The 12951-nt window shown below is 61.2% G+C and carries 14 protein-coding genes; 8 read left to right on the top strand and 6 right to left on the bottom strand.

The features are described from left to right. Positions 1 to 22 precede the first annotated feature (22 nt). The gene (locus IFT99_RS01590; RefSeq protein ID WP_192130193.1) at positions 23 to 1504 is read left to right on the top strand and encodes a nucleobase:cation symporter-2 family protein; all 1482 of its coding nucleotides are present in this window, start codon (positions 23 to 25) and stop codon (positions 1502 to 1504) included. Positions 1505 to 1546: 42 nt separating this feature from the next. After that, entirely contained in the window at positions 1547 to 2029 is a 483-nt protein-coding gene (locus IFT99_RS01585) for an LEA type 2 family protein (RefSeq protein WP_192130192.1), read from the top strand. Positions 2030 to 2185: 156 nt separating this feature from the next. Here the strand turns inward: IFT99_RS01585 and IFT99_RS01580 are convergent, their stop codons facing one another. Next, on the bottom strand, positions 2186 to 2443 hold the full coding sequence (locus IFT99_RS01580) for a hypothetical protein (protein WP_065988751.1): 258 nt from the start codon (positions 2441 to 2443) through the stop codon (positions 2186 to 2188). Positions 2444 to 2644: 201 nt separating this feature from the next. Here IFT99_RS01580 and IFT99_RS01575 point away from each other — a divergent pair, with 201 nt between their 5' ends. Beyond that, a complete protein-coding gene (locus IFT99_RS01575; protein WP_065988557.1) occupies positions 2645 to 2965 on the top strand; it encodes a DUF883 family protein in 321 nt (106 codons plus the stop codon). 73 nt (positions 2966 to 3038) lie between these two features. Here IFT99_RS01575 and IFT99_RS01570 read toward each other — a convergent pair whose 3' ends face one another. Beyond that, positions 3039 to 3392 (bottom strand): SPOR domain-containing protein, encoded by a 354-nt coding sequence (locus IFT99_RS01570; RefSeq protein ID WP_065988558.1) that lies wholly within the window; start codon positions 3390 to 3392, stop codon positions 3039 to 3041. A gap of 404 nt (positions 3393 to 3796) precedes the next feature. Here IFT99_RS01570 and IFT99_RS01565 point away from each other — a divergent pair, with 404 nt between their 5' ends. From IFT99_RS01565 to IFT99_RS01545, 5 genes are all read left to right on the top strand, one after another. Further along, positions 3797 to 4423, top strand: a complete 627-nt coding sequence (locus IFT99_RS01565; RefSeq protein ID WP_192130503.1) for a paraquat-inducible protein A — start codon at positions 3797 to 3799, stop codon at positions 4421 to 4423. Beyond that, positions 4420 to 5037 (top strand): paraquat-inducible protein A, encoded by a 618-nt coding sequence (locus IFT99_RS01560; protein WP_192130191.1) that lies wholly within the window; start codon positions 4420 to 4422, stop codon positions 5035 to 5037. Before IFT99_RS01565 ends, IFT99_RS01560 begins: the two co-directional genes overlap by 4 nt. Continuing rightward, positions 5027 to 6703: a PqiB family protein gene (locus IFT99_RS01555; protein ID WP_065988560.1), complete on the top strand. Its 1677-nt coding sequence runs from the start codon at positions 5027 to 5029 to the stop codon at positions 6701 to 6703. The genes IFT99_RS01560 and IFT99_RS01555 overlap by 11 nt, the downstream gene beginning before the upstream one ends. Beyond that, positions 6700 to 7323, top strand: a complete 624-nt coding sequence (locus IFT99_RS01550) for a PqiC family protein (protein WP_192130190.1) — start codon at positions 6700 to 6702, stop codon at positions 7321 to 7323. Before IFT99_RS01555 ends, IFT99_RS01550 begins: the two co-directional genes overlap by 4 nt. A 325-nt stretch (positions 7324 to 7648) precedes the next feature. Then, on the top strand, positions 7649 to 8119 hold the full coding sequence (locus IFT99_RS01545; RefSeq protein ID WP_192130189.1) for a helix-turn-helix domain-containing protein: 471 nt from the start codon (positions 7649 to 7651) through the stop codon (positions 8117 to 8119). Positions 8120 to 8192: 73 nt separating this feature from the next. Here the strand turns inward: IFT99_RS01545 and araH are convergent, their stop codons facing one another. From araH to IFT99_RS01525, 4 genes are all read right to left on the bottom strand, one after another. Beyond that, positions 8193 to 9158 (bottom strand): L-arabinose ABC transporter permease AraH, encoded by a 966-nt coding sequence (gene araH, locus IFT99_RS01540; RefSeq protein WP_065988753.1) that lies wholly within the window; start codon positions 9156 to 9158, stop codon positions 8193 to 8195. Positions 9159 to 9203: 45 nt separating this feature from the next. Beyond that, complete coding sequence (gene araG / locus IFT99_RS01535; RefSeq protein WP_192130188.1) at positions 9204 to 10733, bottom strand: L-arabinose ABC transporter ATP-binding protein AraG; 1530 nt, start codon at positions 10731 to 10733, stop codon at positions 9204 to 9206. A 93-nt stretch (positions 10734 to 10826) separates the two neighbouring features. Next, entirely contained in the window at positions 10827 to 11837 is a 1011-nt protein-coding gene (locus tag IFT99_RS01530) for a substrate-binding domain-containing protein (RefSeq protein WP_065988564.1), read from the bottom strand. A gap of 164 nt (positions 11838 to 12001) precedes the next feature. Next, complete coding sequence (locus IFT99_RS01525) at positions 12002 to 12880, bottom strand: SMP-30/gluconolactonase/LRE family protein (protein WP_192130187.1); 879 nt, start codon at positions 12878 to 12880, stop codon at positions 12002 to 12004. Positions 12881 to 12951 lie beyond the last annotated feature (71 nt).

Raw genomic sequence — 12951 nt, 5'->3', positions numbered from 1 at the left:
TTTTCCCCTGCGATCGACCGCCATGCCTGCACCCTCCGACCTCATCTACGGGCTTGAAGACCGGCCGCATTTCACCGCCGCGATCTTCGCGGCGTTGCAGCACGTGCTGGCCAGTTTCGTCGGCATCATCACCCCCACCCTCATCGTTGGCGGCGTGCTCGGGCTCGACAGCGAAGTGCCCTACCTGATCAGCATGGCGCTGTTCGTCTCCGGGCTGGGCACCTTTGTTCAGGCCAAACGCTTCGGCCCGATCGGCTCGGGGCTGCTGTGCCTGCAGGGCACCAGCTTTTCCTTCCTCAGCGTGATTCTCAGCGCCGGGTTTATGGTCAAGAGCCGCGGCGGCGGCACCGATGAAATACTTTCGACGATCTTCGGCGTGTGCTTTTGCGCAGCGTTTGTCGAGGTCGCCCTCAGCCAGTTCATCGGCAAGTTGCGCAAGCTGATCACCCCGGTGGTCACGGGCACGATCATCACCCTGATGGGGCTGTCGCTGTTGAAAGTGGCCATGACTGACATGGCCGGCGGCTTCGGCGCCAGCGACCTGGGCTCAGCGGCGAACATGGGCCTGGCCGGTCTGGTGCTGATCACCATCGTGGTGCTCAACCGGTTCAATATTCCGTTACTGCGCCTGAGCGCGATCATCATCGCCCTGACCCTGGGCTTCGCGGTCGCGTGGCTTATGGGTCGAGTGGATTTCGCGCAGATGCCCCACGTGCCGGTGATGAGCCTGCCGGTGCCGTTCAAATACGGGTTTTCCTTCGATCTGCTGGCGTTCATCCCGATCGCGGTGATCTTTCTCGTGTCGCCGCTGGAGGCCGCCGGCGACCTCACCGCCAACTCTATGATTTCCCGGCAGCCGGTGAGCGGACCGGTGTACATCCGCCGGATCAAATCAGGGCTGCTGGCGGACGGCCTGAATTCGGCGCTGGCCGCGACCTTCAACAGCCTGCCCATGGTGACCTTCGCGCAGAACAACGGGGTTATTCAGCTGACCGGTGTGGCAAGCCGCTATGTGGCGTTTTTCATCGCCGGGATTCTGGTGCTCCTGGGCCTGTTTCCGATCATCGGCGCCGTGCTGCAACTGATGCCGAAGCCGGTGCTGGGTGGCGCGACCCTGATCATGTTCGGCACGGTCGCGGTGGCGGGGATCAAGATCCTGTCGGAGGCCGGCCTGCATCGGCGCAATATGCTGATCGTGGCGATTTCCCTGGGCATGGGCCTGGGCGTCGCTGCCGTGCCGGAAGTCTTGCGCGACCTGCCGAAGGCGCTGCACAACATCTTCGAATCGCCCATCACCGTGGGCGCGTTCTGCGCGATCATCCTCAATATCTTCCTGCCGGAGGAGTACCAGGAGCCGGAGCTGACTGAGTTCGACCCGGAAGCCGCGACCTTGAAGGTGCTGCAGGACCCACCCCTCGGCTCTCGGGGAGACCTTGGCGCAGAACCTGCCGGAGAACCTCTTGGGGCCCGCGAGGTCGCACAGTTGAATCGTCAGGACGTTTGAAGGGGCGTGTTGCGCCCCAGCTGCCTGCCACGGGAGTCACCGATGCCGCTACGCCCGATCCGCACCCTCCTCGCCGGCCTGGCCATGGTTCTGGCACTGAGTGCCTGCGCGCTGTTTCCCAACCGCGACCCGCTGAACATCAACGTGGTGGGCATCGATCCCCTGCCCGGCCAGGATCTGGAAATTCGCTTCGCCGTGAAGCTGCGCCTGCAGAACCCCAATGACACCGACATCCAGTACGACGGCGTGGCGCTGAATCTGGACGTCAACGGTCGCTTGCTGGCGTCTGGCGTCAGCGATCAGAAAGGTACGATCGGGCGGTTCTCCGAAGGCGTGCTGACGGTCCCGGTCACCGTTTCAGCCTTTGCCGCCTTGCGCCAGGCGGTGGGCCTCGCCGATCAGCAGCGCCTCGACAACCTGCCCTACGAACTGCAAGGCAAGCTGGCTGGCGGGCTGTTCGGCACGATGCGCTTTGAGGACAGCGGCACGCTGAGCCTGCCGAAACCGGCCAGCGGCAGTTGGTGATGGCGGACTGCGTGACCGGCTTTACGCTTTTAGTGGGACCGGCTTTAGCCGGGAAGGCGTGAGGCACGACACCGCAAAAATCAGGCAAAAGTAACGTCGCCAGGACCGGCCTCTTCCCGGCTAAAGCCGGTCCTACAATGGGCGGGATCGAATGCCTCAGCCCCGCGCCGCTGCCACCTGACGATTGACCTCGGCGCGCACCATGTTGGCGTACTCCGGCGGCGACATGGCGTCGAGTTCGCCGCGCACCCACTCCGACCATTTGCCCTTGCGCTTGGCCCGCTCGCCCATCAGCCGGGCGGCGTCAGCCTTGGCCTTGCCCAGATTGCTCTGCCACAGATCGAACAGGCGAGACTTTTCGTCCTCGATGGCGGCGCGTTCCGGAAGGGTTTTGTTGGCCAGGTTGTAGCTCATGGTATGTACCTCGATGTGCAAAACGAAACGCATAAACGGAGCCGGTGGCCGGCTCGAAAAACGTCAGCATCTTACACCCGCGGACGGTGAATCCCGACCCCATTCGTTGTACTTTTTGGTCGCTGGCAGAATTGGGCTGCAACTTTTGGGGCGCTCAAAACTCCATTGCACACTGCTATAACCACTGAAAGGAAATTTGCCATGGCTCGTAAAACTGCTGCTCAGAACGCCGCTGTCGAACAGATCAAGGATCAAGCGTTCAGCGAACTGGCCGCCCTCATTGAAGAGTCCGATAAACTGCTCAAGGACAGCGCCTCGCTGGTTGGCGAAGAAGCCGACACCGTGCGCGCCCAATTGAGCCAGAAGCTCAAGCAGGCCATGGAATCGGTGGGCAGCGTGCGCGAACGCGCCAAGCCAGCCGTTGATGCCACCGAAAACTACATCGGCGGTCACCCATGGCAGACCGTGGCGATCTCGGCAGGCTTCGGTCTGGTGGTGGGTCTGCTGCTGGGCCGTCGTTGATGAGCGACGTCTGATTCTGTAGCCAGACTCGCTTTGGCCGGTGGCATCGCCTGATGCCACCGGCTTTACATCCTCAAGATCGAGGCGAGATCACTTCCAGCTGTGACAGGCGGTGGCCTTTGACCATCGCGGCATCGATCTCTGTCTTGGCCTTCTCGGCGTCTGCCTGAGACTCGAACGGCCCGATCATCACCACTTCCCTGCCATCGACCTTCACCACATAAGACGGGTAATGGTGCTCGACCAGCCAATAGGTCATGTCGCTCAGCGCTTCTTTCAAATGGACACGAATGGTCCATTGCGGCGAAGCCGGCGTCGGCGCTTCCGCGGTCGAATCAGTGCTCGGAACCTGGGCGGGCGTTGCGGGCTTGCCGCCATCACAACCCGCCAGCATCAACACCGCCACCATCATTGCCATCTTGCGCACGTCTGTCGCTCCTCGTTTGAAGTGGCGGGAGTCTACCACCGCAGGCGAGTGCGAGTTTAACGTCCAGCCGGTACACTGCTCGGCGACCGCCCTGAACGGGTCTTCAACCCTCACCGGTGACCGAGCCCCTGGAAGATTGCTGCCGGGCCCACAAATAACCGAACGCGATGATGGCACTGTGGTCAATCTCTCAAGTCTTTTCGCAGGCGCACCTTGATGACGTTCATTTCCGATAATGCCAGCCTGCGCGTCACCGACCGGGTACTGCTGCCCGCCCGCCCCACAGGCGCGCAATCGACAACAGCCGATCTATCGCGAACACGCCCATGAATTCCGCGACGCCCACGCCGATGACTGACATTTCTCACCGCCAGGCTCATGCCCCCGAGCAGCCGACCGCGCCAATGATCGCCGAGCCCCATAGCCACGGTGATCAGTGGATCATTTGCGAGCACTGCGACTCGGTCTATGAGTCCATGCCCCTGAACAAGGGCGAGGCAGCCTATTGCCTGCGCTGCGCCGCGATCCTCCGTCGCAGCCACCGGCTGACCCTCGAACAACTGCTCGCCCTGAGCATTGCGGCCTGCATTCTGTTCATATTCGCCAACGTATTCCCGGTCATCACCATCAGCATGCAGGGCCTGCACAACGAGGTGACGCTGTGGGGTTCGGTTCAGGCGCTGGCCCAGGGGCAGATCACGCTGATCGCGCTGGTCGCCGGGCTGGCCATCATTCTTGCCCCGGCACTGCAGATCGCCTTGTTGTTCTGGGTGCTGGCCCATGCCCATCGCGGCGAAATCGCCCCCGGCTTCAAAATGTGCATGCGCACCCTCGAACACCTGCGGCCCTGGAGCATGCTGGAGGTATGCCTGCTGGGGATTCTGGTGGCCATCGTCAAACTGGCGGGCATGCTCGATGTGCACGCAGGCGTCGGCCTGTGGGCCATGGCGATGCTGATGGTGCTGATCCTGCTGATCGCCGGCAAGGACATCCGCCGCCTGTGGGATGAACTGGGAGTCGAACCTGAATGAACGGCATTCCCTACGCTCGGGAGTACAAGATCACCCTGTGCCACGTGTGCAGTTACGTCTGTGCGGAAGAGGCCCATGAATGCCCGCGCTGCAACTCGCCCGTGCATCGGCGCAAGCCCAACAGCCTGACGCGCACCTGGGCCTTTCTGATCGCCGGTCTGATCTTCTATATCCCGGCCAATCTGTTGCCGGTGATGTACACGACGATGCTGGGCAGCAGCAGCGAGAACACCATCATGAGCGGGGTGATCGAGTTCACCGAAAGCGGCTCGTGGGACATCGCCATTCTGATTTTCATCGCCAGCGTGGTCGTGCCCTGCATCAAGTTTCTGGTACTGGGGCTGATGCTGGTGACCTGCCAGCGCCGCAGCACCTGGGCGATGCGCGAACGTTCGCGGCTGTTTCGTTTCATTGAGTTGATCGGCTACTGGTCCATGCTTGATGTGCTGGTGGTCGCGCTGGTGGCAGCCCTGGTTCAGTTTCGCGGGCTCAGCACCATCGAGCCGCGCCTTGGCATTCTGTTTTTTGGTTTGGTGGTGGTGATGACCATGCTTGCCGCCATGACGTTCGATCCCCGGCTAATCTGGGACGCAGAGGTTGAAGATGTCCGATAACACCCTACCCCCCTCCCCGCCGACTCGACCGCAAGTCAAAGCGCGCAAGATGCGCGTTTCGCTGGTCTGGCTGGTGCCGATCGTCGCGGCCCTGATCGGCCTGTCGATGGTGGTTCATGACTTCCTCAACGTCGGCCCCAAAGTGGTGGTGAGCTTTCTCACGGCAGAGGGCCTGGAAGCCAAGAAGACCCAGGTCAAGTACAAGAATGTAGTCATCGGCATCGTCACCGACATCGAACTCAGCGATGACCGCACCCACGTGCTGGCGAGCATCGACCTGAACCAGTCGGCCGCGCCGTTCACCCGCGCCGATACGCAGTACTGGGTGGTGCGTCCGCGCATCGGTGCCCACGGCGTCACCGGTGTCGACACGCTGTTGTCGGGGGCTTTCATCGGTGCCGACGCGGGCAGCTCGGAAGAAACCAAAAAAGACTTCACCGGCCTGGAAACCCCGCCCGCCGTGACCTTCGGCGAGAAAGGCAAACGCTTCATTCTGCACACCGACGACCTCGGCTCGCTGGACATCGGCTCGCCGGTGTACTTCCGCCGCATCCAGGTGGGCCAGGTCGTGGCCTACGAACTGGCGAAGGACGGCAAGGGCGTCGACGTCGAAATCTTCGTCGGCGCGCCCAATGATCAATTCGTGCTCACCGACTCGCGCTTCTGGAACGCCAGCGGCGTGGACGTGACCCTCGGCGCCTCGGGCCTGAAAGTGTCGACCCAGTCCATGGCGTCGATCCTCTCCGGCGGTATCGCCTTCCGCGAACCCAAATACAGCCCCGACGCCAAGCCAGCCGACGGCAACGCCGAATTCAAACTGTTCGAAGACCAGACCACGGCACTGGCGCCGCCCGATGGCGAACCCAAATACATCCGCATGCGCTTCAACCAGTCGCTGCGCGGCCTGGTGGTCAATGCGCCGGTGGATTTCCTCGGCGTCAATATCGGCCGTGTGGTGTCGGTGGACCTCGACTATGACGCTGCCACGGGCACATTCCCCGGCATCGTCGGTGCAGTCATTTATCCCCAGCGCCTCGGTGCGGCCAATGACAAGCTCAAAGAGCAGGCAGGCGCTGGCGATGACGAAGAGCAGACCTCAAGGATTCTCGGGAAGTTCGTCGAACGCGGGCTGCGGGCGCAAGTGCGTACCGGCAACCTGTTGACCGGCCAGCTGTACGTCGCGATGGATTTCGATCCCAAGGCGGCGAAGATTTCCTACAACGCCAAGGCGCGGCCGCTGGAGATCCCGACGGTGCCCGGCAGCTTCGACAAACTGCAGGAGCAGTTGCAGGCGTTCGTCGACAAACTGGGCAAGATCCCCCTCGACGACCTGGCGAAGAATCTCAACGGCAGCCTGATCGAACTTCAGAAAACCATGAAGCAGGTCAACAGCGATGTGTTGCCGCAGATGCGCGGCGCGTTGCAGCAAGCGCAGAAAACCCTGGGTACGGCCAACGAAGCGTTGTCGGATGACTCGCCTGCGCGTCAGCAACTGGGTCAGGCCATGGACGAAGTCCAGCGCACGGCGCGCTCGGTCCGTGTGTTGACCGATTTCCTCAGCCGTCACCCTGAATCGCTGATTCGCGGTCGTACCGGCGATGCGGCGCCCGGCTCGTACAAAGGATCATCCTCTTCCCGTGAAATTGCTCCGGAGCCTGCTCAATGACCTTGCGTAACTCATTCCTCGCCCTGACCTGTGTGCTGGGTGTGACGGCCTGCTCCTCCACGCCGACCCACTATTACACGCTGATCGCGCCGGCCACTCCGACGCCTGCAAGTGTGGGTCAGACGCCGTTCCAGTTTGAAATGCAGGCGGTGCTCATGGCGGTTCAGGTCGATCAGCCGCCGCTGGTCATCCGCCAGGGCAACGGCAGCCTGGCGATTTTGGAGAATGAGCGTTGGGGCGCCCCATTGGGCGATGAGTTCCATGACGCCCTGACCGGGCAACTGGAGCGCCGCTTCGGCTCACGGGACTTGGCGGGCTTGCCCAAACAACGTGATCAGCCGGTGCTGTCGGTCCGGACCGACGTACGTCGCTTTGAATCGGTGCTGGATCAATATGCGCTGATCGATGTCGTCTGGAACCTGAGCCTGCGAGGCATCGGGGCCGAGCCCGGTACCCAGCGGCAAACCCTCACCTGCAGCAGCGTCATCAGGCAACCGGCGGGCATCGGCATGGAAAATCTGGTCATCGCGCACCAGAAAGCCGTGTCAACGCTGGCCGACACCATCGCCCGCACCGCCACGCAATGGGCGCGTCAACCCGACGCCCACTGCCCTTCCTGAGAGCATCGACGCCGGGGCTGCAGAGGCCCCGGCTGTTTACCGCCCTTCGCTCCCTCGCCCCCCCCCCCGCTCAGAACGCCGAACAGTCCACATAAAAGCACTTCATTCGGGCAGTTATCGTACAACTGTTTGAGAATAATCCTACAAACCGGTATGTTTGGATCCACATTCCAACCAGATGGTTGTATTGTCTGGCCCGGTATGAGTTGGTTAAACCTCATCAGCCGCACCCGTTTGCGTTGATCTGCTCATTCTCGCGCCGAGTCGATTCATGAATTCGCAACCAGCTGCTTAACGTCAGGGATCGTCAAATGGAGTTGATCGCATGAACGGCATAGGCCTGCGACTCAGGCAGGAACGCAACAGACTGAAGCTGTCACAGAGCGCATTGGGAGCGATTGGTGGCGTCGAGACGAACGCTCAGGGCAATTACGAGAACGGCACTCGATCACCCAAGGCCGATTATCTGCTTCGCATTGCGCAAGCCGGTGTCGACCTCAACTATGTCCTGAGCGGCAACCGATCTTCTGGGGACGTCATGAATATGGCGGCTGTGATTGATCCTGAGGGGAAGCCGGACGTCTATCCCCATCTGACCAAAGTCACCCACCAACTGCACCGTAACCTCTATGGCCTCATCGACGCCTCGTTGCAACTGACGCAACTCATTGAGGTGCGCAATCACGACGCCCGGTTCAACGAGGCCAAAGTGCAGCTGGAGACGATACGGGTTGAAGCGCAGTCGCTGGCCCAGGCGACGATGAAGTTGATCTTCGAGACCTCGAAGCTGGTGTAAGGCGGGTTCGTAGCAGGCTTGCGCTGTGTGGGGAGGGCCTCTTCCTACGCAGCGCACGCCTGAAAACTCCGAATCAGCGACGCTTCAACCGGTCGATGATCACCGCCAGCAGCAGGATCGTGCCGCGAATCACGTATTGGTAGAAGGTGTCGATGTTCTTCAGGTTCATGGCGTTCTCGATAATCGCCAGAATCAGCACCCCGGCGATGACATGGCGAATCATGCCGATGCCACCACTGAGGGAAACCCCGCCCAGTACGCACGCGGAAATCACCGTCAGCTCGAAACCCTGGCCGATCATTGGCTGACCTGAGGTCATGCGCGAGGCCAGCACCACACCGGCCAGCGCACCAATCAAACCGTGCACGGCGAAGATGATGATCTTGGTCCGGTCGACGTGGACGCCTGCGAGCAACGCCGCTTCCTGGTTGCCGCCGATGGCCAGGGTATTGCGGCCGTAGGTGGTGTAGTTCAGTAGCCAGCCGAAGAATATAAAGCAGACGATGGTGATCAGAATCGGCACCGGCACACCGAACAGCTGACCGTTACCGAACACGAAGAAGGCCTCGTCGCCCACGCCCACGGCTTTACCGTTGGAGAAGATATAGGCCAGCCCCCGCACGATCTGCATGGTCGCCAGGGTGGTGATCAACGCATTGATGCGCAACTTCGCGATGACGATGCCGTTGATCAGCCCGACCAGCAAACCCATGGCCAGAGCAGCCGATACGCCGAGAAACACGCTGTCGGTGTCGCGAATGACGATCCCGGCAATGACCCCGGAGCATGCCAGCACCGAACCGACCGACAGGTCGAAATGCCCGGACGCCAGGCAGTAGAGCATGGTGCAGGCGGCGATGCCGACCGTGGAGATCGCCAGGCCCAGGCCGCGCATGTTCAGCGGCGACATGAAGTTGTCGATCAGCAGCGCACAGAGCACAAAAATGCCCAGGGCGGCCATGAGCATGGCCCAGTCGTCGACGAATCGACGCAAGTTCATGCCTTGGCGGGGAGCCGTCAGGCTGGATTCGGTAGACATACGCACCTCGTTCTTATTTTTCATAGCCAGTTTTGATAGCCAGGTTCAACCGCGCGTACGCGGCAATGCCAGTTGCAGAAGACGCTGTTCATTAGCCTCTTCCCGGGACAATTCGCCGGTGATGGCGCCTTCACTCATGACCAGAATGCGATCGGAAATGCCCATCACCTCCATCAGGTCGCTGGAGACCACGATGACCGCGATGCCATCGGCAGCCAGGTTATGGATGATCTGATAGATCTCGGATTTCGCGCCGATGTCGATGCCGCGGGTGGGCTCGTCCAGCAGCAGCACCTTCATTGGCATCGACAGCCAGCGGCCCAGAATGGCCTTCTGCTGATTGCCACCCGACAGGAACAACATCTGCTGCTCGGGCGAAGGCGTCTTGACGTTCATCGATTTGATCTGGTGCCGGGCGTTGTCCCGCTCCCAGCGCCCCTGGATCAGGCAACCCAGGCTGAGGTGCCGAGGCCGCGCGCCGATGTTGATGTTCTCGGCGACACTGGAGAGCGGCACGATGCCTTCTTTCTTGCGGTCTTCCGGGCACAGCAGAATGCCGGCGTCGATGGCGTCACGGGGTGAACGCAGGTTCAGCGGCTTGCTTTCCAGTTGCAAGGTCCCGGCCTGACTGCGCGTCAGCCCCGACAGCATGCGAAACATCTCGGTCCGACCGGCACCGACCAGGCCGAAAAATCCGAGAATCTCGCCCTTCTCTACGGCAAAACTGGCGGGCTCCTGCAAGCCGGGACCCATCAGACCGGTCACCCGCAGGCTCGGCCCCTGATGCTGGCGCGGCCGATAGTTATAGATGTCCTGAATATCGCGCCCGACCATGCAGGTCACCAGGCGATCATGGTCCAGATCGGCCATGTCCTCGAAGGTGCGCACGAAGCGGCCGTCTTTGAACACGGTGACGGCGTCGCAGACGCGGAAGATTTCTTCCATGCGGTGGGAAACGTAAAGAATGACCCGGCCTTCATCACGCAGCCGGGTGATGATCGCCATCAGACGATCGATTTCCCGCGCCGACAGGCTGCTGGTGGGTTCGTCGAACGCGATGACGTGGGCATTGCGCGACATGGCCTTGGCGATTTCCACCAGTTGCCGTTGACCCAGGGACAGATCACCCAGGCGCGTGTTCGGGTCGATCTCGTCGGCCAGGCCTTTGAGCAGTTCCCGCGCGCGGCGGACCATCGCCCGACGGTTGATCATGCCCCAGCGATTGGGCATGTGACCAAGCAGCAGGTTTTCCGCCACCGACATTTCCGGGACCAGATGCAGTTCCTGGTGAATCACCGCCACGCCGGCCGCGATGCTGTCGGCAGTGGATTTGAACGCCAAGTGCTGATCGCCGATCTGCAGATCGCCGCTGTTGGGTTGGTAGGAGCCGCCGAGAATCTTCAGCAGCGTCGATTTACCCGCGCCGTTCTCGCCCATCAGCGCGTGAACGCTGCCTGGCCGAGCTTCGAAATTGATGTCCGACAGCGCCTTCACGCCGGGGAAGGTTTTACCGATCCCGTTGAAGCGCAGGCTGCCGCCGTGCTGGATCTGTTGCTGAACCGATGCCTGTTGCATGAACCACCTCCACCCCGCCCCACCCTTGTCGGGTGGAGCGAGGCCTCGCAGATATCCGCCTGATTGCCAGGCGTCCCGACTCGACTGCCGCGCTTACTTGTACAAACCGAGCGGGGTCAGCACGTCCTTGAAGTTGCCGCGATGAATCAGGGTCACGTCATCCATGGCGGTGTATTTAGGCGGTTCTTTGCCGGTGGTGACCCACTCGTACACCATCAGCGCAGTGTTATAGCCCTCTTTGTCAGGGCTTGGCAGCATCGACCCGTAGAAGCCGCTTTCCTTCTTCTTCAGCTCGTCGATGGCGTCAGTGCCATTGATACCGATGCCGATCACGTTGGCCGGTGCGAAACCTGCCCCCGCCGTGGCGCGCACGCCACCCAGAACGGTGTTGTCGTTCATGCCGCCGACAATGAGGTTTTTCGCCCCGCTTGGAAGCTTGGGCAGGGCAGCGCCGGTGGAATCCATGCTGCCCGGCACATCGAGGGTCTTCTGTGGTGCGAAGAGGATATGATCCTCAGGCAGACCGGCTTTCTTCAACGCATCCACCGAACCGTCGGTGCGTTTCTTGCCGGTGTCCAGCTCGTTGTAGGTGTTGATGATCGCGTAGGTTTCTTTCCAGTCCCACTTGCGATTCTTCGCTTCGTCGGCCATGGCGGCGCCCTGTTTCTGGCCGACTTCGAACGCGGCCATGCCCAGGTACGGCACGTCTTCCATGAACTTGCCTTTGGCATCGACGAAACGGTCATCGACGGCCATGACTTTCAAGCCGTTGGCCTTGGCTTTGGCGACGATGGACGGGCCGAGGGAAACATCAGGCGGGCAGATGACAAACCCTTTGGCGCCGTTGGCGGCGAGGCTGTCGATGGCAGAGAGTGTTTTTTCACCGTCGGGAACGGCGATTTTGATGACTTCGAAACCGTGTTCTTTACCGGCCTTTTCGGCGAACTGCCATTCGGTCTGGAACCAGGGCTCTTCAGCCTGCTTGACCAGAAAACCAATCTTGACCTTTTCGGCGTCGGCGGCGGATGCACCGGCGCTCATGCCCAGAATGGCGGTGGCAACAGCAGCACAGCACAGGGAACGAATCCCGTGGCGACTCAACATAGCTAACTCCTTATTTTTATTGACTAGCTACAGCGTTCAGCAGTGAGTGTCGGGGCGGCATACAGCTGGAAACAGTGCAGGCCGCTCGACTGAAAACAGTCATATCATATTATCAATGAAGCCTATGTAACCGAGTGTCACACCCCTTGAGCACAGGGTTTGGATCATCCCGCGAACCGGTGTGAGGCCATGCCCTTGACGCCGATTTCCATCTGAATCACAGACCCGTCCAACTCCAGTGCGCCCTCCGCAGGCCGCGCGCTGGTCACAAATAAAGTGGTCATGTCGGGCCCGCCGAACACGCAGCTGGTCGGGTGACTGACCGGCAGCTCGACGATCCGGTCAACGCTGCCATCGGGGGCAAAGCGGATCAGGCAACCGCCATCCCAGCGGGCGTTCCAGACAAACCCGTCTTCGTCCATCGCCGAGCCATCGGGTGCGCCGCGAGCATGCTCATGGGCCCAGACTTCCCGCTCACCGAGGGAATGATCATCGTTGATCGGGTAGCGATAGATCACGCCGTCCAGGGTGTCGGCGGTCAGCACCGCTGAACCGTTTTCCGGCCAGACCAGGGTGTTGACGATGCCCTGACCCTGGACCAAAGGAGCGACCGAGCCATCGCCGTCGACGCGGTAAAGCCCGCCCGAGCGACGCTCGATAGGCAAGTCGCCGCCCTGCTCGTCCAGGTTGTTCTGCATCGTCCCCAGCCACAGTCTGCCGTGCCGGTCGCAACGGGCTTCATTGGCACGGTTGCCCGGCACCGGGTCGGCTGCGCACAGCAGAGAAACAACGGGCTGATGGAACGGGGAATCAAGGTCGAGACGATGGACGCCGCTGGCGAGGGTGACCAGTGCATCACCTTGCGTGGTGGGGATGAAGGCCGAAACCGGCTCGCTGAATTGCCAGTGGGACAGCGTGCCTGCATGCAGGCGCAACGCACGGAAGCCGGCGATATCGACCCAGTACAACGCCTGCTGGGCATGATCCCAGAACGGCCCTTCGGCCAATTTGAAACGCTGGTCACAGACCGGCAGCCACTTCATGAACAATTTCCTGCTTATTATTGTAGGTCCGTGAGCCACTCAAAAAGCTCACCTGTCGAACGTCAAACTGG

It is taken from the genome of Pseudomonas sp. CFBP 8772, assembly GCF_014841665.1.
GTDB lineage: Bacteria > Pseudomonadota > Gammaproteobacteria > Pseudomonadales > Pseudomonadaceae > Aquipseudomonas > Aquipseudomonas graminis_B.
Note: the sequence above shows the minus strand (reverse complement) of the source record. Positions and strands in the feature narration are given on the sequence as shown.

What these genes read in the sequence shown, in the direction of transcription:
- IFT99_RS01590 (WP_192130193.1), top strand. Translation starts at nt 23, where the DNA reads ATGCCTGCACCCTCCGACCTCATCTACGGGCTTGAAGACCGGCCGCAT.
- IFT99_RS01585 (WP_192130192.1), top strand. Translation starts at nt 1,547, where the DNA reads ATGCCGCTACGCCCGATCCGCACCCTCCTCGCCGGCCTGGCCATGGTT.
- IFT99_RS01580 (WP_065988751.1), bottom strand. Translation starts at nt 2,443, where the DNA reads ATGAGCTACAACCTGGCCAACAAAACCCTTCCGGAACGCGCCGCCATC.
- IFT99_RS01575 (WP_065988557.1), top strand. Translation starts at nt 2,645, where the DNA reads ATGGCTCGTAAAACTGCTGCTCAGAACGCCGCTGTCGAACAGATCAAG.
- IFT99_RS01565 (WP_192130503.1), top strand. Translation starts at nt 3,797, where the DNA reads ATGATCGCCGAGCCCCATAGCCACGGTGATCAGTGGATCATTTGCGAG.
- IFT99_RS01560 (WP_192130191.1), top strand. Translation starts at nt 4,420, where the DNA reads ATGAACGGCATTCCCTACGCTCGGGAGTACAAGATCACCCTGTGCCAC.
- IFT99_RS01555 (WP_065988560.1), top strand. Translation starts at nt 5,027, where the DNA reads ATGTCCGATAACACCCTACCCCCCTCCCCGCCGACTCGACCGCAAGTC.
- IFT99_RS01550 (WP_192130190.1), top strand. Translation starts at nt 6,700, where the DNA reads ATGACCTTGCGTAACTCATTCCTCGCCCTGACCTGTGTGCTGGGTGTG.
- IFT99_RS01545 (WP_192130189.1), top strand. Translation starts at nt 7,649, where the DNA reads ATGAACGGCATAGGCCTGCGACTCAGGCAGGAACGCAACAGACTGAAG.
- araH (WP_065988753.1), bottom strand. Translation starts at nt 9,158, where the DNA reads ATGTCTACCGAATCCAGCCTGACGGCTCCCCGCCAAGGCATGAACTTG.
- araG (WP_192130188.1), bottom strand. Translation starts at nt 10,733, where the DNA reads ATGCAACAGGCATCGGTTCAGCAACAGATCCAGCACGGCGGCAGCCTG.
- IFT99_RS01530 (WP_065988564.1), bottom strand. Translation starts at nt 11,837, where the DNA reads ATGTTGAGTCGCCACGGGATTCGTTCCCTGTGCTGTGCTGCTGTTGCC.
- IFT99_RS01525 (WP_192130187.1), bottom strand. Translation starts at nt 12,880, where the DNA reads ATGAAGTGGCTGCCGGTCTGTGACCAGCGTTTCAAATTGGCCGAAGGG.